We start from the raw sequence: 24,534 nt of genomic DNA on the forward strand, positions 1-24,534 counted from the left end.
GATCGTTGAGATCCTCGTACCCGAGCGCCATCCCAACCACCCGCTGTTTGATGAGCGACTCCACCGAGTGCTCGATCAACTCCGGATCCCGGTGATCGATGAAACACCCCGCCAGGCGCTTCAGAATGTGCGTCCGCGACTCCACCTCCCGCAACAGCAAACTACCCCCATCGGCGCTGATCCTCCCCCCATCAAACCTCCCTACCACCCGCCGAGCTCCAAGACCGTGAAATTCCATCCGCCACCCGTTACACTGTGTTTCCATAAAGCCGTCCTCGTCATTGTGCATAACATGCTGATCGAACACATATTATGCCACGAGATACGGCCTTTTTCTTGGCTATCGGTGAGAAATCCGGGCTAGCGCCGAGGGACAAGCTTGATTTCGAAAAGCTTCGGCCACAGTTTGCCGGTAACGAACAGGCGGTCATTCCGCGCGTCGTAAGCGATCCCGTTCAGGACATCGACGCGGGTTGCTCTGTCGGCTTCACTGAGCAACCCGCGCAAATCAATCCAGCCCGTGACTCGACCCGTTTGTAACGCGATCCTGGCTATGCGATCGGTCTTCCATACGTTCGCAAACAGTTCGCCGCGGACAGTTTCAAGCTCGTTCAATTGAGCAACTTGCGTCGCGCCCTCGCGCACCGTCAGGCGGCCTGTCTCACGAAATGTAGTTGCATCGAGGAACCGCAGCGTTGCCGTACCATCGCTCATGATGAGCCGCTTACCATCGTGGGTGAGCCCCCAGCCTTGGCCGGAGTAATGAAACGTCCGCTTGACTTGAAAATTCATCCGGTCGTACACGAATCCGAGCTTCGAGGTCCAGGTCAACTGTACGAGATCCGGGCCCCAGCTCGTCAGGCCCTCTCCGAAGTGCTCACGGGATAGTGTGGTCTGCTGCAACACCCTGCCCGTTTCTAATTCGACTTTCCGGAGCGTCGAACGGCCGTTCACCCCCGTGCTTTCGTAGAGGTAGCCGTCAACGTAGGTTAAGCCCTGCGTAAAGGCATTGCGATCGTGGGGATAGACGCGCACGACCTCGTACCCATGCGTGGGTGCGCTCTGGTTCACAAAGCTCCGCTCTAGCGAGGAAGATGTACTTACGATGAACGGAAAACCCAACGCTAGAACTGCAAGAACGATCACGCGATTTCGAGAGCCTAAGACGTTAAGGTTGGAATGCGTTTTTTCATTATCGCAGTCATGAGGGACTGGCAGCGTGTTAAGGAAGCTCTGCAAAAGTGTCGCGAGCAAGCCCAGATGCGCGAAGCCGCGGAGCGAGTCGCGAGACATATCAGGTAGATAGGCGAGCGACGAGCGAGCACGCGCCAAAGCAGATGGGCTGCGCAGTAACTCTTGCAGAGCTTCCTCAAGAAGCTACGACCGATCCTACGTATAAACAGGCCAGCGCAAAGTAAACCACAAAGCTGAGCAGCAACAACGCCTTTGAGGCACGGCTCGGACGCGCCCATTGCGGTAATTCCGGGGACAAGTAGCGATAGTTCAAATAATACAGGGCGAGCGGAAAAATCACGGTCCCGATGAATCCGATCACGGCGCTCGTGAGAATTAAAGGACCCGGCGCATCAAGCAGCATGGTCAACGACGTGACTATGGTGAGTACCCCTAAGAAAACATAGTAGAGGTAGCGCATCTCGTAGCGCCTCGCCTTCGGAAACAGCACATGGACAATGTCGGCTTGGATGCGGCTCACCGCATCGGCCGTCACCAACCAGGTATCCGTTAGAAACGCCGCGGCGACAATGAGAAATAAGACGCGCCCCGCCTCACCCCAGCTCACCTCGAAAAATTGGCTCTGCACCACCGCCAGTTGGTACTCCTCGGGCAACAAGCCTTGAGGAAACAATAGCGCGTAGGCGAGAAGACAGGTCATCAGTGTGGTCAACAGGTTGCCAATGATTCCGAAGGAGACATCAGCACGCAGGAAGCGGCGCCAATATCGCCACCGCCGCGCGTTCTCGGGTGCGCTTTCGGGAAGATTGCCGTCGTGGCTGACGACTTCGGGTTTACGCGCGAGCGGTCCGGTGATTCTCCCCATGTGCACGGCCATCCCGCTGCCCTTATCCCGCAACCAATAGGAATAGAACAACGCCCAAAAACCGCCGAGCCCAGCGAAACTGACGGCCGTGAGAAGCTTCGTCGCATCCCGCGGATCCCAGGATCTCGGCATAGGGCCTGTCGATCCATAGAGTCCTGGCAGGAACTCAGGAATCGACTTCACCACGTCAGGTTGTGTGCAAGCCCAGAGCAAGCCAAAAACGGTCACGGCCGCCACCGCTTTCATGAACCGTTCGATGAAGGTGTAGATGACGCCGCTTGTGAGGAGGGCGATGAGGAAAACGGCGATCGAGAGATATGCCCAGAAGAGCGTTTGACCGCGTTGCGTCCAGCCCTTGGGAAAATCGGCGAGCGCCGCGATCGCCGTCCCTCCCGCGCTGGCGAAGGCGCCGAACCAGAGGAACGAAAGCGTCATCAGCAACCACAGGAAGATGCCGAGACCACGGTGGAGACGGATAAACCCGTGAAATATACTCTCTCCGGTCAATAAGGTGTAACGCCCGATCTCGATGTTGAGCGGGTATTGCAAGAGACAGGCGGGGATCAACACCCACAGAAAAGTTAAACCGTATTTTGCAATGATGTAAGGCCACCAGATCAGCTCGCCGCTCCCCTGCGCGAGCGCCATCCACACAACGCCGGGTCCAAGCGCTGCCCACCAGCCGGGAAACGGCGGTAACGGTCTGCGGCCGTAGCAGGTGCCGGCGTGTCTATAGTCGCCGGAGAGATCCGAAGAGCTCCTAAACACCCGCCAGCTCGTTCCATTTATTCAACACTGCGCAAAAAAGATCCGCCGTGCGCTCGGCATCGTATATCGCGGTATGCGCTTCGGCATCATCCCAATCCAAGCCTGCCGCTTGGACCGCGCGCGATAATACCGTCTGGCCGACCGCCAGGCCCCCGAGGGTCGCGGTATCAAAGGTACTGAACGAGTGAAACGGGTTGCGCTTGATACCCGTCCGTGCGACCGCCGCTTTGATAAAGGCCAGATCAAAGGAGGGGTTGTGTCCCACCAAGATCGCCCGAGTGCAGCCCGTGTTGGCGACCACCTGACGTACAAACTCGAAAATACTCTCTAAGGCCTCGTGCTCGGGCACGGCAAAGCGGAACGGGTGGTGCGGATCGATCCCCGTAAACTTCAAGGAAGCTTGATTGAGATGAGCGCCCGGAAACGGTTGTACATGACAGGCGACCGTCTTTTCGCGCCGCCACGCGCCTCTCTCATCGCTCATTACCGCCACGGCCGCGATCTCCAGCAAGGCGTTAGTCGCTGGATCGAAACCGCCGGTTTCCACATCCACAACGACGGGCAAAAAGCCACGGAAACGCGACGCCATCAGGCGCCTGGATCGCATGTCGCTACTCATGCGTCACCAGCGTCCAGTCACAGGCCGCTCCGGCCCGAAAGGGTATTAGCTCATCATTTCCGAATGGGAACTTAACTGGGACGGTCATGGGCGTCTTGCGGAGCGTAAGCTTCTCGCTCGTCCTCGGCAATCCGTAAAACGCCGCACCGTAATCGCTTGCGAAACCATCGAGGCGATCCAGCCCCCCCGCCTCGTCGAAGACTTCCGCGTAAAGCTCCAAGGCAGCGTGCGCGGTATAAATCCCGGCACATCCGCAGGCCCGCTCCTTGGCCGCGCGCGCGTGCGGCGCGCTGTCGGTGCCGAGAAAAAACTTCGGGTTCGCACTGGTCGCGGCCCGCACCAACGCCCACCGGTCTTCCTCGGTCTTGAGCAAGGGCAAACAATAGTGATGCGGTTGCAGGCCGCCCTGAAACAGGGCATTGCGGTTGAGCAGTAAATGATGCGCTGTGATCGTGGCCGCCAAGGATGCGGGGCCGGTGCGAACATACTCGACCGCCGCGCGCGTCGTAATGTGCTCCAACACCAGCTTGAGACCGGGAAACCGCCGGATGAACTCGCCCAACACCCGTTCGATAAAAACACGCTCGCGGTCGAAAACATCCACGGCCGGATCGACGACCTCACCGTGCAGGAGCAAGGGCATGCCGAGTTTCTCAAGCTCCGCGAGCACCGGATACACCTTGCGGATGTCGGCGACGCCGCGGTTCGAATGAGTCGTCGCCCCGGCCGGGTAGTATTTTACCGCCACCACATGGCCGCTTAGCTTGGCCTTTCGGATCTCCGCGATACTGGTCTCCTCGGTGAGATAGAGCGTCATGAGCGGCTCGAAGCGCAGGCCGCGAGGCAGTGCATCAAGGATGCGCGCGCGGTACGCCAAGGCCGCGGCCGTGGAAGTGACGGGCGGGTCGAGATTCGGCATCACCACGGCGCGAGAGAAACGCATCGCGGTGTGCGGCAATACGTTCGCCATCCACGGTCCGTCCCGGAGGTGAACGTGCAGATCATCGGGTTTTCTAATGGTTAATTCCATGCACGCCTTTGGGACAAACGTATAACGATCACCGGCGCTCCGCGCGCCGGTTCATTCGTGACCAGGCATCCCCAAGTATTGGTCTTTCAACCTGACATAATGAGCAGCGGAATCCGATAGGTATTTCTGCTCGACCTCCGTTAGGGGGCGTGACTTGCACGCGGGGTTACCGATCCAAAGATACCCTCCTTGAAGTACTTTGCCGCTCGGCACCAAACTCCCCGCCCCCAGGATTAAGCCCGCTTCCAAGACAGCGCCATCCATGACCGTAGCCGACATGCCGATGAGGCAATAGTCCTCGATGCGGCAGCCGTGGATCACGACGCGATGGCCGACGGTGACATGATTGCCGATAGTTACCGTGTAACCTCCGGGAGAATACATGCTGTCCGAGGTGGTGTGAATGACGGTCCCGTCTTGAATATTGGTGCAATCGCCGATGACAATCGCGTTCACATCCCCACGCGCAACGGCCATCGGCCACAGCGAGCTGTGCGCGCCCATCGTGACATCGCCGATCACAGCGGCGGTGGGATCGACGAAGGCCGTTGCCGAGATCCGCGGTGATTTGTCCCGGTAAGTCCTAATCTTCATACAAGATTATTCCCTTCGCGCGCATGTGGGCCGCATCCCCAGTCCACCGGCACATCGCTCGAACTCGTTTCGTTAACCTGAGCCGCGCCGGCGGCTCTAAAGAACCTCTTCGATATGCACGATATATCGCCAACACCTTTTCGAATGAGCTGTGTCCTAAACCCAGGGGTATGCCGCAATTCCAGGACCGTGGATTAGGGCGCCGCTGGGCCGCTTTACACCCAGCTTGCCCGTAACCCATTGCAGACAGTTGAGACCATGAACCCCAACATCATCCCTGGATACCGAATCGAGCGCCGCATCGGCAAGGGCGGGATGGCCTCCGTGTACCTCGCGATTCAAGAATCGCTGCACCGCGCGGTGGCCCTCAAGATCCTAACCAATTTTGACTCCCCGGAATTTTCCGAGCGTTTCCTCAATGAGGGCCGCACCATCGCGCAACTTTCGCATACGAACATCATTACCATTCATGATATCGGGATCGCGAACGGGCTGCATTATATCTCGATGGAGTATATCGAGGGGGGCGATCTGAAGCAGAGAATCAAAGGCGGCCTCGGCCCGGCGTTCGCCCTCGACGTGATCGAGCGGATGGCGAGTGCCCTCAGGCTCGCGCATCGAAGAAACATGGTGCACCGGGACGTGAAACCCGCCAACATCCTGTTCCGGGACGAGGCCATTCCGATTCTCACCGATTTTGGCATCGCCAAGCAGATCGGCCTGGAAGAGAATGTCACCATCACCGGTACGATCTTGGGCAGCCCGCACTACATGAGCCCCGAGCAAGCCCAGGGTAGAGATGTCGATTGCCGCTCCGATATCTACAGCCTGGGCATCGTATTCTACGAGATGCTGACCGGCGTAAAACCTTTCGACGACGAGTCCGATATCAAGACCATCGTAAAGCACATGAACGAGCCGATGCCGGCCCTGCCCGAAACGCACGCTTGCTTCGAGGAGATTGTCGGGCGCATGACGGCCAAACGGACCGAGGATCGTTATGCGGACGTCGACGAGTTGCTGACTCACCTGAAAGACTTGCGAAACCGGCCCACGCCGCTTAGCACGGATACCAAAACGATATTGCTGGCCACCGCGGTCACGGCCAGCGAAGGGGTGCAACATGCCCCACCTCCCGGGATTGATCAATTTCAACCCTCCTGGGGGCGCCGTGCTGTCTGGGGCGCGCTCGGGATCGGCGCCGCGATCGCTATCCTCACCGGCTTCGCGACGCAACGCGGCGCCGCCCCGCCGCCGGTGTTAAGGGAAAACCCGCCCGCGAGCGCACCTACCGGAGTTCCGGTGGTGTCTGTTCCGAGCCCCGTTACGACTGAAGCATCGACCAGGGCCGACGCATTATTTGAGGAAGGTATGGCCTATCGCAATGGCGAAAACACGCCCGTGGACGATGACAAGGCCTTCGCTTCGCTCCAACAAGCGGCGCAACTGGGCCATGGAAACGCGCAGTACAATCTGGGGCTGATTTTTGGGCAGGGGCGAGGAACAGCCCAAAACTACGCCCACGCCGTGCGCTGGTATCGCGAGGCGGCCATGCAAGGCATAGCCGACGCTCAATACTTCTTGTGCTTATCGTATGCCATCGGCCGCGGCGTCGATCCGGATCGCGTGCGCGCCTACGCGTGGTGCGAAGTGGCTGCCAAGCATGGTTCACAGGACGCCCACGAGCCGCTCAAGCTGCTCAAGGAAACAGTGCAGGGTCCGAGTTTGATTGCGGCCCAGCGTATGGCCGAGGAGATCTTGACGGAAATCGCCCTATCGGCCGGGGCGAGGAAGTCGATCTCACCGGATCCGGGTGCCTTGTCCGCCCGGCAATTCTAGGAGCGGCCGCCGTCTCTTCAGCAGGCTATGGCACGCGATAGACGAAGAATTCGCGTCCCCGGCGCAACGAGGCGTTAAACGGGGGGTAGGCGAAAATACTGCTGGTGGAACGAAGATCCAACAGCAAGGGTAAGATCAAACCCTCCGGCTGGCGCGCCTCGATCCACAGATCGCCCGGTTCCAAGAAAAGCTCGGCCGGGTAGGCGTGAATAGCCGCCGGCTCGCCCGGTTTCAAGGGGTTGCCATCCGCTTTTATTTTCTGCGCATTCACGGAGAGCTTGCGCCGGTTGGTAATTTTCTTATACCTGAGATGGTGCCGCGTTAAAACCGCCGCGACGGGTTGCTCATGGGCCGTGACCACATAGGCTTGCGGCGGGTTTAATTTATGCGCCGTCGCTACCGCGCGATGATCGTCGAACCACCGCTTCTCCGCCACACCCGTATCGCGCCGCCGCAACTGCAAGGAGATGCGCGGTTGGGTTTTATTTCTTTCATACGCCGTGGACAAATACACCGATCGGGGCGTAGGCGCCGTTCGAACCGTGCGCGTGATCGCCATGATCTCCTGTGCATGCGCTTGCACCACCTTAAGGAAGCTTTCAATACTGAGGATCTGCTCGGCAACGCGCTCGCGGATGTTTCTATGCGTCGGGTAGTTCCCCGGCGGATCCAGGCGATTCTCGAGCAGAAACGAAAAGGCGCCCAGCATTCCGGCCTTGTTGCGCAAGTTCTTCAGGGACAAGCCACCGTTGGTAATCGGCTGGCGAATACTCGTAATCTCGCCAATGTAACGCTGGGCCGGCAAGCCCCGGCGTCGAACTTCGCGGACGATTTCGGGCAGCATGTGGTCGAGACTCAGGCGCCTGATCTCGGGCGCGATGTTGGCATTGTTGCCGATCTCGAACTGGGCATTGAAGTCCGTTAGGTAGCCCTCGCGGCCCAGGGTTTTCTTTTTCAGGATGGCGGATTCATGGACATCGAGCACGACCTGCGGCCGTACGCGCAACAGCAGATCATTGATCGCGCGGCTTTCGGGCTGAGATAAGAGGACGAAATCGGTGCTCAGATTCACATTATTGGCGTTGACGCGCCGACGGAGATCACGTCCGTCCGGGTTGGCGTTCGGCACGATGATAAAATCCGCGCTATCGAGCAGCGAGTTCATGTCGCCCAGCGCAAGACTTCGCGCGACCAGCAGTAACGCTTCCCCGCCCGAAGGTTCGGTTCCGTGCTGCGTGCCGACGAGCAAGATAGTCAGGCGCGGCACCGAAGTGTTTTTGCTGGCGGGCGGTGGCTTGGAAATCCATACGGCGTCGATAGGCCGCCCACCGGCGGAGCGGCCTATTTGTTCCTTACGCACGAAAGGCGAACGCAATGCAAGTTGCTCCAAGAACTTGCTGATTTCGGCGGAGGTGGTCAGGTGCATATAGCCGCTGCGCTCCAGCGCGCTTTTGGGTGCGAGCGGATCGCCCGCCGCTGCGATCGAGAACAGCAGGACGACCGCGAGGCCGGCAAAGTGCAAGCGTGAGTTCATATTTTTATCACGTTGAAGAGCGGACCGCGCAGGGGCGCATCTCGACGCTTAGCCAGCAGCCTGTGCCTCGCGCAGGACACGGCGGAGAATCTTTCCCACGCTCGACTTTGGAAGCTGGTCGCGAAACTCGATATGTTTAGGTAGCTTGTAAGCGACGAGATTTTCCTGGCAATGCGCGTGTAGCTCTTGCGCGCTCAGCGCCGGATCGCGGCGCACGAGTACCAGTTTGACGGCCTCGCCGGTGTCCTCATCCGGCACCCCGATCACCGCCGCCTCGAGAACCCCCGGGTGCGCCATTACGACCTCCTCGATCTCGCTGGGACAAACGTTGAATCCCGACACCAGGATCATGTCTTTCTTGCGATCTACCAAGCGCATAAACCCGCGCTCATCCATGCTCGCGATGTCGCCCGTCTTCAGCCATCCATCGGAGGTCAGCACTTTGGCCGTCTCGGCGGGTTGATTCCAATAGCCCTTCATTACTTGCGGACCGCGGATCCATAGTTCCCCGACGCTTCCCAGCGACACCGGCGCTCCGCTGTCGTCACGAATGCTGCATTCGGTCGAAGACACAGGGAGGCCGATGCTGCCGCTGAACTCCTTGAGGTCCAAGGGGTTCACGCATGCCAAGGGGGAGGTCTCGGTCAGGCCGTAACCCTCGATCAATATACAATTCGTCATTGCTTTCCAGCGCTCGGCGATAGCGCGCTGGACGGCCATGCCTCCGCCCACACAGACCTTGAGACTGGAGAAATCGAGATCCCTGAACCCCGGCGTATTCATGAGGTGATTAAATAGGGTGTTGACTCCGGTGATGCAGGTAAACCTGGAAGCGCGCAGCTCACTTACAAATGCTTTTAGATTGCGAGGGTCCGTGATCAGGCGATTCAACGCGCCAAGCTCGAGAAAGGTCAGGCAATTGATCGTGAACGCGAAGATATGGTAGAGCGGTATCGCGGTAATCACGACTTCGTCGCTATCGCCCACGATGGGATCGTGCCACGCCAGCGATTGCGACGTATTTGCGACTAGATTTCCATGCGTTAGCATAGCCGCTTTAGGGACAGCGGTGGTCCCACCGGTGTACTGCAGCATGGCGAGGTCGGCATGACCGATCGACACCCGATCGAGTTTGAGTCCCTTACCGATGTCAAGGGCTTCCCTGAAACCGAATGCTCCTCTGATCTCATGCTTGGGTACGAGGCGCTTGATCCGCTTTACCACAAAGTTGATGATCGCGCGTCGCGGCCAGCGCAGAAGGTCTCCCAGATCGGTGATTATGACGTTTTCAACACGAGAACCAGACAGAGCTTTCTCCAACACATGGGCACAATTGCTCAGGATCACGATGGCCGAGGCGCCCGAGTCCACAAGCTGGTGATGCAGCTCGCGGGGCGTATACAAGGGATTCGTGTTCACGACGATCAAGCCCGCTCGCAATGCCCCAATGAGCGCCACGGGAAATTGAAGGAGATTCGGAAGCATGATGGCGATGCGGGCGCCGGGTTTGAGACCGAGAGGGTCTTGCAGGAACGCTGCGAACGCCCTGCTCAGTTCATCGAGCGCGGAATAGGTCAGGACGCCGCCCATGTTCGCGAATGCGGGGCGCGTACCATAGCGAGCAAAACATTGCTCAAATTGGTCCACCAGAGAGGAGTATCTTTCGATACCGATGTCGGCCGGTACGCCTTGCGGGTAGGCTTTCAACCAGATACGTTCGGCGTACGGATCGGTTCCAGCCGGCGTGGCGACCGATGAGCCGCTAACCGTGTTATAAGCTAAACCCGTCATGGCAATACCCCCTATACCTAAATGTTCACCGCCGACTGCTCAGTGTGTAATTTAGCACTCTGAGGTCCACGCTAAGTACATGGACCCGAAACCCATGGCTATGCCTGCGCCAAAGGCCGTAGCGGTCAAGATACTATTAGCGACCTTATTACTCGTTATCGTAGCTTCGTTTTTTGCTTTCCGGTTTCATCGCTACTTCACGATCGACTATTTTGTGGCGCAGCAATCCGCCATAAATAATTATTATGCAGTCCACCCCGGACGCACCGCCGCGGCCTTTATTCTTATTCATATTCTTGTTGCGGGCTTATCACTTCCCGGCGGTCTGGTGCTGACGGTGGTCGCTGGAAATATCTTCGGACTCTGGTGGGGCACAGTGCTGGTCTCATGCGCCTCGACCGTTGCGGCTACTATGGCGTTCCTAGCCTCTCGTTTTTTCTTTCGCAACATCGTGCAACATCATTTCGGTGACCGCTTACGCTTCATCAATGAGGGGATGGACAAGGACGGTGTTTTTTATCTCTTCAGCCTGCGGCTGTTACCTGTCTCCCCGTTTCTCGTCATTAACCTCGTCATGGGTTTGACGTCGATGTCCGCCACGAATTATATCCTGGTAAGCCAGGTGGGCATGCTCATCGGCGCCGTCGTTTGCGTGAACGCGGGCACTCAGATCGCAAACATCGAATCCCTGGGCGACATTGTATCACCTGGACTGCTTGCGTCGCTTACACTCCTAGCCACCTTCCCTTTCATCGCCAAACGCATCGTGCGCGGGCTCAAAACACGGATCGAAAAGCTTAGAAGGCCAACGGGTACGCACCGCGGAAATCGTTGACGGCCGTCGCGCATCGTGAAAAGTCGACTTGTGGTGCTCACGCTGCTATTCGCGGTGCCCGCCGGTATCGGCTTGCTACTAAACTTCGCCAACGCGGCCAAGTCGCCCTCAATCAAAGCGGGCATCCTCGCGCCCTCGCGCTTGCTCAAGGCCGGTGATCGAACCTTTCCCGGTAATCCCAGTGAACACCGCTCCGCCAATCCGTGTCCGGTCGAATTTGGCGCGCGTAAGCACGGCGTTGGTGAAATCCGCGCCGCGCAGATCGCAGGTAGATAAATTCGTGCCGGTCAGATTGGCGCCGCTGAGGTTCGCGAACTTTAGAACGCAGCCCGATAGATCGGTCCCGGTCAAATCCGCTCCCTTAAGATTGGCGTTGACCATCGATACATGCAACTTCCCATTGGCTGGTTCTTCATGTTCGCCGCGAATTTTCCATGGACAAGCTTGGCGCCTTCCAGGTTCGCGCGTTGCAAATCCGCGATGAGCCGTGCATTCGACAGATCGGCTCCTTTCAGATTGGCATCAACCAGCACCACACCGAAAATACTGGCGTTTTTTAGATTCGCACCCTCAAGGTCCGCGCCACGGAGTATCGTGAGGTCCAGGTTGCAGCCTTCAAAGTTAGCACCGCGCAGCTTGACTCCATGCATGTGGGTGCCGAAGAGATCGGCGCGCTTGAAGTCCACCCCGGAGAGGTCGAGTCCGCGAAAGTCCTTGTCGCGCAAATCAACACGTTGGGTAGCCAGCGGGTTTGCCAGGGCCTCAAGGATCTGCGTCCGAGTCATTGGCTCGTAATCCCTCCCCGAAACCGCAGAGGCCGTAAGCCAGATGCCGGAAATGCATACGATGGCCAGCCGAAACAACAAGTTAGATCTTCTTAATCCGGCTTCAAGAAATTCGCTTCTCATAGACACCCCTGCATGCGGCAGACATTCGGCTTATCATTGACAGTTGCATCGTTCTTAGGGTAGAAGGCAGTTTCATTCGGCAGCAAGTGTATTCTAGCCGCGAAGCACAATCTCAGCACTGCGCTGGGTTTTTCGTGTAACAGATCCGGGATTGGAATAAGGGAAGTTATTTGTTCATGAGCATTCGTTTCTGGTTCGGACGGTTCGCCCGATCAAAAGGCTTACGTATTTTCAATTATGCCTGGGTCATCATCACGCTGATTATCTTCGGATTGATGCTGTACGGCCCACCGAGACCAGAAGCCCGAAATGCCGCATCCAAGAACGCGCCGGTCGCGAGTGAACCGCTCGAGACGGAATCCGCCGGCGCAGGGACAGAATGAGATTGCCTCCCCGCGCCGCGTGCCGGGTGACCCGCACGCCCCAGCGGCGAAAATAAATCAGGGTATGTCGGCTTTCGTATACAGCTTTGGATGGAAACGGCTAAACAACCCTCTGCGTTGCACCCGTCCGTAGTACACTCTTAGCCGCGTAGGAACCAGATTCATAAACTGCCGTCCGAGTTTTTTCAGGTAGGCCTGGGCGGGGCTGGCGCCGTGTTTCCAAAGCGTCACGTAGTCGCTTTGATAGACGCCCGTCGCGAATATCTCCGCCCTCCGAAGCTTCTTGGCGATCACGGCAACATAAGTCGGCCGGGAGTTGGTAAGCTCGACCCGGCGCTTCACGCGATCGGGGTCCGCGACCTCAAACCAAGTTGCTCCCGCCTGGTCCTCGAAGACGAACATCTTAATGACGGCAAATCCGTTTGCTTGCGTGAAAATCCGATAGAAAAGCTCGGGGCTGAACTGATAAAAACCATGCCCCAGAAAATTGTTACCAGGAACGACCCCGATAAAATGCCCGCCCGGCTCAACCATCTGCATGCAGCTTTTGATCGCGACGGGAAAATTAAACACGTGTTCCAGGGACCCGCTGTCGATTACCACGGAAAATATGTTCTTGTATGACTCATCGATCGGCGCGTTTAAATCGACGATGTCCGTCGCATGTTCGTAATCGGAGGCATCAAGAGAACGGATGCGCTCCGCGCCTAAGAGATCGAAAAGCGGTTCCGCAAAACCCTGATGTCGGAAAAAAAGATCGTTTACGGCAGCCACCGGCACTGGATACCCGAACTGCCCCAAAAGCTTATGCAACTCGCGCGAACTCAAATGGAGTGTTTGCCGCCCGACCATGGCCGTCTCTCGGTAGGAAACGCCCAGTCCGCGCGCATACAGGAGCAAGCGCGTCGCGTGTATATCCAAACCCATAGGGATGTTATTTCTTCACCCGATGTTTTTCTGCGACCAGCCGCAGGAAACCATGCGTCCGCGCAAGCGTGTCAGTGTTTAACGGCGATCCCCCGTAGCTCATCGATGAGCCGCCGGTCATGTTCCACGGTCTGTTCGAGCGCCGCCGCGGCTCTCTGGTTGACGCGCATTATCTGGGCATCGCGGAGCGCCACCAGCGCCTGCTGTTCCGGCGAATTACCAATGGCCTCCTGGTCCTGACGCCATTCCTCGACCTCCAACTCGACCTGCTCCCGGAGGCGGTGTTCCGCAGCCTGTTGACGTTCCAGATCCGCTGCATTCACCTCTATAGCGGTCGCAGCAATATCCTCGGCCTTGGCGGCGGCACTGGCCTGCGCGCCGGCCTGGGTGGCGCGTTCCTCCAAGTTTCTGATTCTACCATCAATGATCTGCTGCGCATCTTTCGAGTCGGCCGTCGATGCGTCTTGCCGCATCGTTCTCAGCCGCGCGACCTCTTGTTCGGCCGCCGATCGCGCCAAATCAGCATCGGCTTTTAAGCTTCGCGCTTGTTCCAGAACGCCTTGAATCCGCAAAGCCTCGGCTTCCAAGCGCTGCCGTTCAACTTGTAACCTGGCCTGTTCCTCCTGGTGCATGCGCTCAAAGTTGGCGCGGATCTCCGCGATCTTTCGTTGCGCATCCTCCGCGACCGCGCGGCGCGTCTCCTCGGTCGCTTCCCGCGCCCGCTGCGCTTGGCGCAACTCCTCGGCGGCCTTAGCAAATTCGGCGTCGAGGCGCTGCTGCTCCGCGTTGAGCTGCTGCTTGACCTCTTCGCGGAGACCCTGTTCTAAGTTCATCAGATGCTGATGCTTCTTCTCGATCTCCTGGGCCGCTTGCATGCGCGATTTGGCCAGCGCCTTCTCCATGCGCTGGGCTTCGGCGAGCCGCTCTTTCGCCTCCATCGCTTCCCGCCCCAACCTCTGCCTCTCCTCATTTAGCTTTCTCGCGACGTCCTCTTTGAGTTTGTGGATGCGCGCCAGCTCCGCGGATTTAACCGCATGGATCGTGTCCAGCCTTTGCTCTTTATCGCGCAGCCTTTCCTCAACCTCGCGTTTGAGCGCATTGATCCGTTCCTCTTCTTGCAAGCGCACCCGCTGCGCTTCCGCCTCGGCCACACCCTTTGCTGCTTCGACCTCCCGTTTCATCGTCTCGGCGTTAGCAAGCAAGGTGTTGGCGCGCTCTATTTCGGCGGCGACCCGTTCCCTTTCCGCTTGCAAGATGCCTTGGGTGCCCTGCTCGGCAGTGCTTAAGGCGGTCTCCACCTCTTCCCTGTAACGGCGCGCTTCTTGTACACGCGCCTCGACCTCCGCGGATTCCGCCGCCAAACGCTGCCGCTCAGATCGAATCTGCACCTCGGTTTCTTCCTGTAGGCGTTGGATGCGTGCCAGTTCCTCGTTATTGGCGGCAGCTGCCGACTCCAGCTCCCGCTTTCTGGCACGCACGCGCACCTGTATTTCGGCTTTCAGACGGCGGGCATGTTCCTCGGCCTCGCGTCGAATGCTCTGCGCGTCAGACTCGGCCTTGCGCTTGGCCTCTTCAATCTCTTGACGCGTCGTCTGCGCCTCGGTGATCAGCGCGTTGGCCCGCGCCGCTTCGCCCAAGAGGCGCCAGCTTCGCTCGGCCTTCAGCCGTTCCTCGGTTTCCCGCTCGGCAGCCTCCCGGGCGGCCTCCGCCTCTTGCTTCAGGCGCAGGGCGTCTTGCAGCTCGAGCTGGGCCTGCGAAAGTTTCGCCCGTAACAAAGAGGCTTGTACTTCCGCGTCTTCGGCGAGATCGAGACCCGCACTCACACCAATTGCGGCCGCGGTATCGCGGCTTGCCGCCGCATCAGCAATCGTCGGCCCAGTGTCCTTGGGAAGTATGGAGCGGATCCGATCGAGTGGATACCGCTGGAGCCCTCCCTCGAGATAAGCGGCCTCAAAACCGAGCTCTGCTAAAGAAAAGGTGACAATGGAACTCTCGATACCCGTACCGCAATAGATCAGGTAACGATTATTCCGGTCGAGTGAGGCCGCATAGGAACGGACAACGTGCAACGGAACACTCATGCTGCCGGGCACGGACCCTGCGGCATGCTCGTCCGGATAACGGGCGTCCAGCCAGGTAGCGCCGCCCGCCGCCCATTCACGGGCCTCATCGAGGGTGATGGTCGGCGCTATCGGTTTTTTAATAAGTTCGATAAAATCGAACTTGCCGAGCCGCATCAACTTGCCGTCGGAGAGGGCTTTGACGCTGGCGTTGCGAAGCCCTCCCGAAATCAGCGCTTCCTCGCCGAAGGGTACGCCCGGTTCGAGGGTTGCCAGCCTGACGCTCTGTTGGCTACCGGATAAATGCCGAAGTACCTCAAAACGCCCCTCCTGAACCACGTAATAATAGTCTCCAGGCTGACCTTGGCTCACGACCAGGTCGCCCGCGGCAACGTCGATGGACTCGAACTCGGCGAAAATCCGCTGTAAACTCGCCACCGGCAAGCGCGAAAATACGCCTGATTGAAGCATTCGGGTCATCCAATCCATGGCGATTTCGCAGGTTATATCGTTGACCTGCACGGAATCATCTCCTGCCTGGCGCGCCTCATCCAGATCTAGCGCAGACGCGAGGTGCTGCCGCTCTAGGCGTAAAATCCGTACCGCCGTCTTTGGAATCGCGGTGAGCTGCCGCGGTTGCAACTGCGCGAGCGCATGCGCGGCCTCGGGAGTGCCGCCGCGGAGGCGGCTTACGACCTGCCCGTCACAGCAAAGCTCGAGATCGCCTTCGAGCAAATAATAGGCATAGCTATCCCGGTCGCCCTCGCGGAAGACAGGACATCCCGGTTCGTAGGGGATAATCTCGGTATGCTCCAAAAGCGCCCGTTGCGCCTCCGGCGTCAGGCGGTTTAGCGGAATAAAGGTCTGCAGAACGGAGTCGAAGACGAGTGTATCCTTACCCATTGTTGTTTCCCTCGGCTTTTGATCGCGGCGCGGATCGCCGTAATACCCGGCAACTATCGGCAGAAATGGTGCCCGCCGTAGGTCTAGCCCCGGCGGCGGCTCAGACTTTGGAGATTGTCGCAGGGCTTGGGCAGCGATCCGCGATTAAATGTCGCCGTCTACCAGTTGCAAGCCCACGGGCAATTCCTCCCCGAATAGGTAATTCCGCTCCTCGCTTGAGATCGCGTGATGCTCTCGGACGATTTGCCACTGAAGCTCTTTCGCCCCTTCCCGCTTTAACTTCTCAATAACCTCCCCCCGTATGTGGTCGTGGATGTCCAATGCACGGGCGCCAGTCATACGGCAAGCACTAGAGAACACAGCCACGAGCGGCAGCAATCCTTGGCGCTTCCAACCGAGCGCCCTTACCTTTAAGAAGTATTCCTCCACCACCGCCGCGGGGATCACGGTGTCGGCCGAGGTATAGAGCGGCACACGGCTAAGTAGCCGTGCGAGCGCCCAGAAAAGATGGGGTTGATTCGTACCCTTTCCCTTGAGTAGGAGATCAAACAAATACCTGACAAGCTCGGTCTTCGCGCTGACCGGTAGGCGTTCCAGGGAGCCAAGCAAGCGCGTACCTTCGGAAAATTCCTGCGGTCCACGTTTAAGCAGCGGCAGAGCCGTAGTGTAAAGACTCATTTGCTGTTCCGCGGAAAGCCCCCCGGCCACGCGCCGCCACATCATCCACCAGTTGGACTGTGCGCTCTTCTCCTTTTTGTGGCTAAGGCCAAGATTGAAGCAGCCCCAGATCTGCGACATGCGCCAGGCGTCAAGCTCGCTCCCGAAACCCGGGCGGAGAGTAAACCCGGCAAGGTAAAGCCAGGTGTTCTCGTGTGCGAGCGATCGGCCGCGACGGGTCATCCCGGGATAGAGCGCCTGCCACAAGGAACGTAACAGGAAAAGATTCCACTGCGCACGCTCCTGGCTGAAGATGCGCTCGAGGTCCTTCACCACTCCCTTGACATCCTCCTTCTCGGCAAGCTCCTGTTTCTTACCGTAAAATCGCTCGATTCTATCGATTCCATGCGCAAGCGCCTCGGGCGCCGCGCCTGCATCACCCGGGACGGTCTCGCGCGGACCTTCGGCGCCCGCGGACCGCAGGTTGAACTCCAGCTGCCAACGCTTCGAGCGGTCGCGATTGACGAGTGCGAGCTGTAAGACTCCTAATGTATCCAGCTCCACATCGACTGTAACAGCGACGTTAAGCTCGCGGGCCGTGCGCGGATCGAAGTCCCGATCTGCGAGCGTCAGGGTGGTGTAGAGCGGGGGGAGCGGGGAAAAATCGCCGTCCGTCAAAGGCACAATCGCGCCGGGACGATCGCTCCGGTGGGTCGAGGTGTAGGCTGTGAAGCGTACCGGTTTGTTTAGCAAAAGCTTGAAGCTATGCGAGGCGAGATCGATCCGCCCGCCTTCTTGGAACCCTTGCGGTAATACACAAATTAGGTTGGGGACGGCGCTCCCCTCGCCGCGTTTTAGCTCCAAATAGACGCTGCGCGCATAACCGGCCCGGATGCGCCGCCGTGACCGCGCCGCCAGCGCGCCGAAATACGCGGCGCCTCGGGCGATGGCGGAGCTCATGTCAGCGAGCGTAAGCCCCACGGGACGTTGCTCTTGCCACGTGGCGATAATCGACAGCACGCGCTCCTGAAGAAAACGCGGCGACAAGGTGCCGCCCGCGAACAGTACCGCTTGGATCGCGGCGCCGTTGAGGAAGGCCGTAAGGTGGCGGGTCACCGCCGAATCGGCCGCGTAAGGCAGCCCGATTTCACGCAAACCGACCTGCCGCGCCCGTGGCCGATCCCCACGCCCGGTGTAAGGGAAAAACCCGTCCAGAATTAGCTCATGCAGTTGCGCTCGTGAGAGCGTTGCGCTCAGCGCCGACGCAAATAAACTCGAACCCTCTCCTGGCACCGAAACATGATACACCGCCTCTGCTGGACCCTCGGTTTCAAGCATACGCTCCTTGAGCGCCGCGGCTTGCGGAACCAAATGCTGCCACTGGCGGCGGGATAAACGCGCCGCGGGATGATCTCCTAACACGCGCCGTTCCAGCGCGTGGGCGATGGCGAGATCGATGTTGTCACCGCCCAAGAGAAGGTGATCGTTCACCGCTATCCGCTCGATCTCCAAAAAATCTGCAGGCGCGCGCGCCAGCCGAAACAGGCTCAAGTCGGTGGTGCCGCCCCCGATGTCGCACACGAGCACGGTCTGATCGCGCTCGGCGAGATCCGCCAGCAGCTCTATATAAGGCGCCGCCATGGTCGCGGAGCGCTTGCGTGCCGCCGCTTCGGTCCAGGAATAGAACGCCGCCTGCGGTTCCTCGAGCAGCCTGACTTCCTCCGGATACCCGGCCAGGCACGCTGCCTGGCGCGTCAACGCCTGTGCCCCTTCATCGAAAGAAGCCGGTACCGTGATGGTGATACGCTGCCTGTTGAACGCGCCGTCTTCATCGGCGAACGCCATGTCCCACGCCATTTTCAGATACGCGAGGTAGGATGCACTCGCCTCCACCGGTGACAGTTTTTCATGCTCCGGGACTTCCTCCGAGCCAAACGGCAGGATCTTAGCCTCGCGGTCGATACCACGGTGCGCGAGCCAGGATTTCGCCGAATGAATCACTCGCCCCGGCGTCGCGCTCATCTGCGCGTGCGCGTAGGTGCCCACGATGGCGCCGGATCCTGCTTGCTCCGAAGCATCCAGGCCGGCGCATTCGTTCTCAGCCACGAAGTAATAGAACGACGGCAACAGCAAACCGCGCCCGACGGTAGTCAAGGATTGGCGTTGCGGGATCGGCAATACCTGGGGAGGTGAGTTTTTTACCCTCAGATCGACATAGGACAGCACGCAGTTGGTGGTCCCAAGGTCGATGCCGATGGAAAAACGCGGGTGTGTTACTTTTGCGGACGTAAATTGAACTCCAGTTTCCACTTGCGATCGGAGTGGCGGTGACACATCCAAAGCTCCAGGGTCCCCACTTCGGTCACGATCGGTCTCAGCGTTACCGGCACCACCTGCTGCGCTTCGCCCGCGACCGGGGGTAGCGCGACGGTGAGGCTCGAGGTCTCTTCCAAGGTCTTGTCCGCATTTTCGATCTTCGTCCCGATCCGGTCTCCGGCGCGCACCTCCGAGCTGAAGAACCGGAATTCGACCGGCTCCCCGGTAACCAAACCGAACTCGGCGCCGGTAAGATCCCATTCGGTCCCTTCTTCGCTCCCCTGCGGGACAATACAGATCGCCTTCACGGGTGGCGTATAACCGGGCACCGCGGGCATGGGACTCTCTAGACCGATGTAATACGAACGCGGCGTACCGGCCCGGATCTTGATCCCCCGTCCGGTGAGCTGCGCGGCCCCGTAGTAGGCGGCGCCCAAGGCGACCGCCGTGTCGCGGCCCACCCCCTTGATCTCTTTCAGCGAGGCACCCGGTTCCAGCCACGAGCCGAGCACCTCCAACATCCTCTCGCGCAGGACCTCGGCGTGGAAGACGCCGCCGTTGAAAAGCACCGCGCTCGGCCGAAGGATGGGTGCATCGCTGCTTTGCGCCCAGTCACCCAGCAATTGCGACAGGGCTGGATCGGAGCGCACGTTCTCGCGTGCGCGTGTCAGAAACCTCGCCAGGTGCTTGCTGAAGGCGGGCTCGGTCGCGTAATCCAAACCGAATTCCTGCAATCCCACGGACTTTCTCGCCTTGGGAAGCTCGGTCACCGCCGTCCTGGGGAAATAACCGTCGATGATTAGGGCCATCGCCTTAGCGCGCGACAGTGTGGTAGAGAGGGTCTTGGCGAAGAGACTCGCGCCACGCGTCGGCACCGCGATCGGGATCTCCGCAATCGCGGCGTCGCTCAGGAGCCGCTCCTTGGCGGCGCGCGCGGCGTGGATCAAGGAGAGGAACTGCCAGTGATCGATCTCGTGACCTTCGGCGGAGATCTGGTCTTTTAGCGCATACGCCAAGGCCAGGTCCATGTTATCGCCCCCGAGCAGGATGTGCTCGCCGACCGCGATCCGGTGCAGGTCGAGCGCCTGCGACAGCCCGGCCTCGGCCGAGGCAACCGCGATCAGGGTAAAATCCGCTGTACCGCCTCCAATGTCGCAGACCAAGACCAAATCCCCCGCTTGCACCTCCGAGGACCAGTGTTCCGCCGTCTGCCGCGCTTCGGACCCCGCGATCCAGGCGTAGAACGCGGCCTGGGGCTCCTCGAGCAGCGTCACGTTCCCGAGACCCGCCTCCCTGGCTGCCTGGTGAGTCAACTCTCGCGCCACTTCATCGAAGGAGGCCGGCACGGTAAGTACGATCATGCAGTCGCCGAGCGATGGCGTCTCAGCGCGCGCCACTAGCGCTTGCTCCAGCGCCTGGCGCAGGTGCTCGAGGTAGCGCCTCGAAGCCTCAAAGGGGGACAGCTTTCCTTCCTCGAGCTCCGATTTCCACGGCAGAATCGGCGCGTGACGATCCACCTGCGGATTGCAGAGCCAGGACTTTGCCGAGCTTACCAAGCGATCCGGGGCCAAGGCGCCGCGCTCGCGCGCAAAGGTGCCGATGACAGCGGCGTCATCCGGGTTCCACGGCAGCGCCAGGCTTCCCGGCGCAAGCTCGTTCTCGATCGATAAATACAGCGCGGATGGCAGTAAGGGTTTTTCGCCGATCACACTGGGACCCAAGACTTGCGCGATGTTGATGGTCGCCGGGTAACCGCCATCGAGATCGCAGATAGAAACACACGAGTTCGAGGTACCCAGATCGATGCCGACGCTGTATTTCATAATCAAACTTAAAAACGAGCGGCCAGGCTATGCGGACGAGATCCGCATAGAATGCGCCCGGGTTGGTTGCGGCAGGGCAAGCGCGACGGCGAGCCCGTCCTGGCGTGATTCAACGAACTTCGACTTCTACCGGCGTGATAATGTTCGGCGCCGAAGGATCGACCGGCGTCGCGTAGCGCGGCAGGGAGAGCTTTGCAGTCTTCCATCCTCGATGGAGCACGACGCCGTGAAATGGCGGGGCGCCGGCGACTTTTCCCACCAGCCGATAGTGATCGGGATCCGCACCCTTATCGATCGTCATGTTCTCCCCTTCCTTACCGCCGTGCACCGGCGAGATTTCAAAATACTCGCGGATGACCGCCGCGCAGCCCTGGTGCACGACACGAGAGGCCGCCGCGACCTGCGTGTCGTTGAAGGGTGTGACGTCTTCCATCACGAAGTCGACAAAGCGCCCTTTTTCCTGCAACAGCGAGAGGAAAGCCAGCACCTCGCCGTAGCCCGCGCCCTCCTGGATGTTCGGGGGCCGCGGCGCTTTGATAGGTTGTGTCGTATCGGAGCCGCCGACATTTTCGCCACGCTGCTTCTTGACCGCCACGAGGGCGTCGATCAGGATAAGCAGCGCCACCGCGGCCAACACCACATCTCGATAAGCTTCCAGGCCGACCGGCAAGAAATCCGGTGTCATCGCCTTGCTGTAACTGACGATCAAGAACAGCATTAACACCGAGAGCACGAGGATCCTCTTGATGGGCTTACCGGTTTGACTCGCCACCGCGCGAGGCGCGTGCCGCGCGGATTGGTTGGTATCCGCGCCGGGGGCCTCCGCAAACCGGCGCCTAGCCATCAGCGCCTCGCAGAACACATAGACCGATACGGCCGCGAGCGCTATCCATCGATAAGACTCGGCCGCGGACCCGATCTCGGGCGGCAAGGGTAGAAAGCCAACGCCCGCGATAAGGAGGATCAGGAAGGCGCCCATCAGTACGCGTATTGCGCTCCCCTTGGACTCCCCCGGGCGCTGCGCGACGGTACGCCGTAGCACCAGTATGCCCTCTACGACCATATACGCCCCCAATCCCGCCAGCGTCATAGCCACGTACCCGGCATAGTCAACGACGAGCGATTCCGGCATGAGCAGCCGGCCCGCGGTTAACGCCACGGCGACGATAGCGCTAATCGCAAGCCTCATATATCCGCTGTGCATAGTGTAACAACCCCAATCGTTAATAAAACTTGGCGCGGCTCCCGAACACAACATCGGGCCGCTTTCCGTATCGCGCTTTCTAACCGGGCGTGGAACCGCGATCCGGCGCAGCTTTTAGGATAACGCAGCCACTCCGCCATTGTCATGGCGGCCCGCCTCTGCCGCTAAAAGCGCCCTCGGGCAAGCGCATCGCGGTTGACGCGCGGTGGCCGCTGTTGCCGTGAGCCGTGGCTTTGACCTAGTATCGCGGCAGCCTTAAGCGACGCGGGACCGATGCAAGATATCATCGCCGTTATATTCGATTTCGACGATACCCTAGCCCCGGACAGCACCTCGAGTTTGCTCGATAGCCTCGGCATCGACGTCAAGGCGTTTTGGGCCGATCGCGTGCACGCATTGATTCGCGGCGGATGGGATCCGGTACCGGCGTATCTCTATAGCATGCTGCAAGCATCCAACTCCGGCGATCCCGCGCTCGCTATTACGCGCGAGAAGCTTATCCGTTGCGGCCGCCGGATCCAGCTATACAACGGCGCCACGCGTATCTTCGATCGCTTGAGAAAGCATGTTCAGTCCGTGAACCCCGCCATCGGCGTCGAATTCTACCTGGTGAGCAGCGGCCTTCGCGAGACCTTGACCGCAACCAGGATTGCGCGCCAATTTAAAGACATCTGGGCCTGCGACTTCGAATACGACGCCGAAGGCCGCATCCTGTTTCCCCGCAACCTCGTCAGCTTCACGGACAAGACGCGCTACATCTTCCACATTGCCAAGGGTATCGTCGGGCCAGAAGCGCGCGGCAAACCCTTTGATGTCAATCGTAAGCTGCCGCCGGAACGCCTGCGCGTCCCGATCAGCCAAATGATCTTTGTCGGCGATGGTTACACGGATATCCCCTGTTTTTCGCTCATTCGTAAGAACGATGGCGTCGCCATCGGCGTCTATGATGGGGAGGATCGGGAGCGTTGGGGGCGCGCATGGGGATTTATCGAGGAGGGACGCGTTTCGAATCTGGTTCCGGCCGATTACGGTAAAAGCTCGGCACTGACCAATTCGTTGCTCATGGCCATCGACAGCATGGCGCGAAAAATCGAGCTGCGCCGCAATACCTACCAAGGATAATGGGATCGACCGAGAGCACCGGATAATCGCTTCAGCCGCCGACTATACGCCACATCGCGATCAAAATAAGGAGAAGAACATGTACAATAAAAAAATACTAAGCCTTAATGACGTTAAAAGGGTCGCCGCCGCCGCCGAAACCGAGGCCGCACATAACCAATGGAACGTCGTCATCGCCGTCGTTGATGATGGCGGCTATCTGATGTACTTGCAACGCGAAAGGGTCCAGCTCGGCAGTGTCGAGGTAGCGATTTCCAAAGCCCGCGCTGCCCTCATGTTTCGGCGGCCGACGAAATTCTGGGAAGAGATGGTCGCCGGCGGCCGGCTGGGCTACCTGTCGATGCCGGGGATGCTGCCCATTGAGGGCGGCGTACCGATCGTCTATAAAGGCGACATCGTCGGCGCGATCGGTGTGAGCGGCGTGAAATCCTCCGAAGATGGCCAGATCGCCGAGGCGGGAGCGCGCGCGCTCTAAAAGCCGCACCCGGAGGCCGCAAAGTGGCGCGCGCCGAAGAGATACGCGATGAACTTGACTATGGCTGTCCGGTCTTAATTTTCAGAGCGGGAGCGCTTACGCAATGAGGCAGTTTTATGTCCGCGAAGAGAGGCTCGGCTCGCATGCGGCCCATCAAATGCATGCACGTAATTACCGCCTTTAATTGCGCGTAACGCCCGGTTTCTTCAAGGGGACACACTATGAACACGACCGTCAGAAACTTGATCCTTTTTTTCATCGTTGGGTTCGTGATTGCGTTAGCGTTCAACAATTTAGGTCCGCGCGTCACGGTAGATAGCCATATCGAATATTCCCAGTTTATCGCCGATGTGAAGGCCGGGCGTGTCGAAGAAGTGGTGTTCGACGCGGAAACCATCCGCGGTGAAATGTCTGACGCAACCACCTTCGAGACCTACAGTCCCGAGACGGACAATGCGCCGTTGATAGGATTGTTATTGGATCATGGGGTGGAGATCGAGGCGCGGGCGCCGGAGAATCAGGGTGTTTTGATGCAGATTTTCATCTCTTGGTTCCCGATGCTGTTATTGATTGCGGTGTGGATCTTTTTCATGCGGCAGATGCAAGGGGGCGGTGCGGGCCGGGGGGCGATGTCGTTCGGTAAGAGCAAGGCACGGTTATTGGGTGAGGATCAGGTCAAGGTAACCT

Annotated in this window: 21 protein-coding genes; 6 read left to right on the forward strand and 15 right to left on the reverse strand. The window is 59.2% G+C overall.

From position 1 onward, the window contains the following. The 6 genes from M3436_09245 to M3436_09270 form a co-directional block, all read right to left on the reverse strand. On the reverse strand, positions 1 to 265 hold a 265-nt coding region (locus M3436_09245), incomplete at its 3' end, for a transposase (GenBank protein ID MDQ3564307.1). A gap of 95 nt (positions 266 to 360) precedes the next feature. Further along, positions 361 to 1,071 carry a glutaminyl-peptide cyclotransferase gene (locus M3436_09250; GenBank protein ID MDQ3564308.1) on the reverse strand — a complete coding sequence of 237 codons (711 nt, stop codon included), beginning with the start codon at positions 1,069 to 1,071 and terminating at the stop codon, positions 361 to 363. A gap of 298 nt (positions 1,072 to 1,369) precedes the next feature. Further along, positions 1,370 to 2,827, reverse strand: coding sequence for an Nramp family divalent metal transporter (locus tag M3436_09255; protein MDQ3564309.1), 1,458 nt, complete (start codon positions 2,825 to 2,827; stop codon positions 1,370 to 1,372). Continuing rightward, entirely contained in the window at positions 2,820 to 3,434 is a 615-nt protein-coding gene (gene rnt / locus M3436_09260) for a ribonuclease T (GenBank protein ID MDQ3564310.1), read from the reverse strand. The genes M3436_09255 and rnt overlap by 8 nt, the downstream gene beginning before the upstream one ends. Positions 3,435 to 3,438: 4 nt before the next feature. Further along, the gene (pyrC, locus tag M3436_09265; GenBank protein ID MDQ3564311.1) at positions 3,439 to 4,476 is read right to left on the reverse strand and encodes a dihydroorotase; all 1,038 of its coding nucleotides are present in this window, start codon (positions 4,474 to 4,476) and stop codon (positions 3,439 to 3,441) included. 51 nt (positions 4,477 to 4,527) lie between these two features. Further along, entirely contained in the window at positions 4,528 to 5,070 is a 543-nt protein-coding gene (locus tag M3436_09270; protein MDQ3564312.1) for a gamma carbonic anhydrase family protein, read from the reverse strand. A gap of 258 nt (positions 5,071 to 5,328) precedes the next feature. Here M3436_09270 and M3436_09275 point away from each other — a divergent pair, with 258 nt between their 5' ends. Continuing rightward, positions 5,329 to 6,909, forward strand: coding sequence for a serine/threonine-protein kinase (locus tag M3436_09275; GenBank protein ID MDQ3564313.1), 1,581 nt, complete (start codon positions 5,329 to 5,331; stop codon positions 6,907 to 6,909). Positions 6,910 to 6,934: 25 nt separating this feature from the next. Here M3436_09275 and M3436_09280 read toward each other — a convergent pair whose 3' ends face one another. Beyond that, positions 6,935 to 8,443 (reverse strand): M14 family metallopeptidase, encoded by a 1,509-nt coding sequence (locus M3436_09280; protein ID MDQ3564314.1) that lies wholly within the window; start codon positions 8,441 to 8,443, stop codon positions 6,935 to 6,937. Between the two features lie 48 nt (positions 8,444 to 8,491). Then, entirely contained in the window at positions 8,492 to 10,234 is a 1,743-nt protein-coding gene (locus M3436_09285) for an AMP-binding protein (GenBank protein ID MDQ3564315.1), read from the reverse strand. 79 nt (positions 10,235 to 10,313) lie between these two features. Between M3436_09285 and M3436_09290 the strand changes: the two genes are divergently transcribed. Further along, positions 10,314 to 11,069, forward strand: coding sequence for a TVP38/TMEM64 family protein (locus tag M3436_09290; protein MDQ3564316.1), 756 nt, complete (start codon positions 10,314 to 10,316; stop codon positions 11,067 to 11,069). Between the two features lie 108 nt (positions 11,070 to 11,177). On the opposite strand, the gene M3436_09295 is transcribed toward M3436_09290, so the two are convergent. Both M3436_09295 and M3436_09300 read right to left on the reverse strand, forming a co-directional pair. After that, positions 11,178 to 11,420 (reverse strand): pentapeptide repeat-containing protein, encoded by a 243-nt coding sequence (locus tag M3436_09295; GenBank protein MDQ3564317.1) that lies wholly within the window; start codon positions 11,418 to 11,420, stop codon positions 11,178 to 11,180. Further along, positions 11,417 to 11,854 carry a pentapeptide repeat-containing protein gene (locus tag M3436_09300; GenBank protein ID MDQ3564318.1) on the reverse strand — a complete coding sequence of 146 codons (438 nt, stop codon included), beginning with the start codon at positions 11,852 to 11,854 and terminating at the stop codon, positions 11,417 to 11,419. Before M3436_09300 ends, M3436_09295 begins: the two co-directional genes overlap by 4 nt. 299 nt (positions 11,855 to 12,153) lie before the next feature. Here M3436_09300 and M3436_09305 point away from each other — a divergent pair, with 299 nt between their 5' ends. Beyond that, positions 12,154 to 12,360, forward strand: a complete 207-nt coding sequence (locus tag M3436_09305) for a hypothetical protein (protein ID MDQ3564319.1) — start codon at positions 12,154 to 12,156, stop codon at positions 12,358 to 12,360. 57 nt (positions 12,361 to 12,417) lie between these two features. Here the strand turns inward: M3436_09305 and M3436_09310 are convergent, their stop codons facing one another. From M3436_09310 to M3436_09330, 5 genes are all read right to left on the reverse strand, one after another. Then, positions 12,418 to 13,287 carry a class I SAM-dependent methyltransferase gene (locus tag M3436_09310; GenBank protein ID MDQ3564320.1) on the reverse strand — a complete coding sequence of 290 codons (870 nt, stop codon included), beginning with the start codon at positions 13,285 to 13,287 and terminating at the stop codon, positions 12,418 to 12,420. Between the two features lie 71 nt (positions 13,288 to 13,358). Beyond that, complete coding sequence (locus M3436_09315) at positions 13,359 to 16,250, reverse strand: cyclic nucleotide-binding domain-containing protein (GenBank protein ID MDQ3564321.1); 2,892 nt, start codon at positions 16,248 to 16,250, stop codon at positions 13,359 to 13,361. 144 nt (positions 16,251 to 16,394) lie between these two features. Continuing rightward, positions 16,395 to 19,217: a hsp70 family protein gene (locus M3436_09320; protein MDQ3564322.1), complete on the reverse strand. Its 2,823-nt coding sequence runs from the start codon at positions 19,215 to 19,217 to the stop codon at positions 16,395 to 16,397. Continuing rightward, entirely contained in the window at positions 19,181 to 21,046 is a 1,866-nt protein-coding gene (locus tag M3436_09325; protein ID MDQ3564323.1) for an Hsp70 family protein, read from the reverse strand. The genes M3436_09320 and M3436_09325 overlap by 37 nt, the downstream gene beginning before the upstream one ends. Positions 21,047 to 21,155: 109 nt before the next feature. Beyond that, positions 21,156 to 22,250 carry a DUF2760 domain-containing protein gene (locus tag M3436_09330; protein ID MDQ3564324.1) on the reverse strand — a complete coding sequence of 365 codons (1,095 nt, stop codon included), beginning with the start codon at positions 22,248 to 22,250 and terminating at the stop codon, positions 21,156 to 21,158. Positions 22,251 to 22,523: 273 nt separating this feature from the next. On the opposite strand from M3436_09330, the gene M3436_09335 reads away from it, so the two are divergent. The 3 genes from M3436_09335 to M3436_09345 form a co-directional block, all read left to right on the forward strand. After that, positions 22,524 to 23,372 carry a haloacid dehalogenase-like hydrolase gene (locus M3436_09335; protein ID MDQ3564325.1) on the forward strand — a complete coding sequence of 283 codons (849 nt, stop codon included), beginning with the start codon at positions 22,524 to 22,526 and terminating at the stop codon, positions 23,370 to 23,372. Positions 23,373 to 23,451: 79 nt separating this feature from the next. Further along, positions 23,452 to 23,847 carry a heme-binding protein gene (locus M3436_09340; protein MDQ3564326.1) on the forward strand — a complete coding sequence of 132 codons (396 nt, stop codon included), beginning with the start codon at positions 23,452 to 23,454 and terminating at the stop codon, positions 23,845 to 23,847. Between the two features lie 221 nt (positions 23,848 to 24,068). Beyond that, on the forward strand, positions 24,069 to 24,534 hold a 466-nt coding region (locus tag M3436_09345; protein ID MDQ3564327.1), incomplete at its 3' end, for an ATP-dependent metallopeptidase FtsH/Yme1/Tma family protein.

It is taken from the genome of Pseudomonadota bacterium, from assembly GCA_030859565.1.
Classification (GTDB): Bacteria; Pseudomonadota; Gammaproteobacteria; order JACCXJ01; family JACCXJ01; genus USCg-Taylor.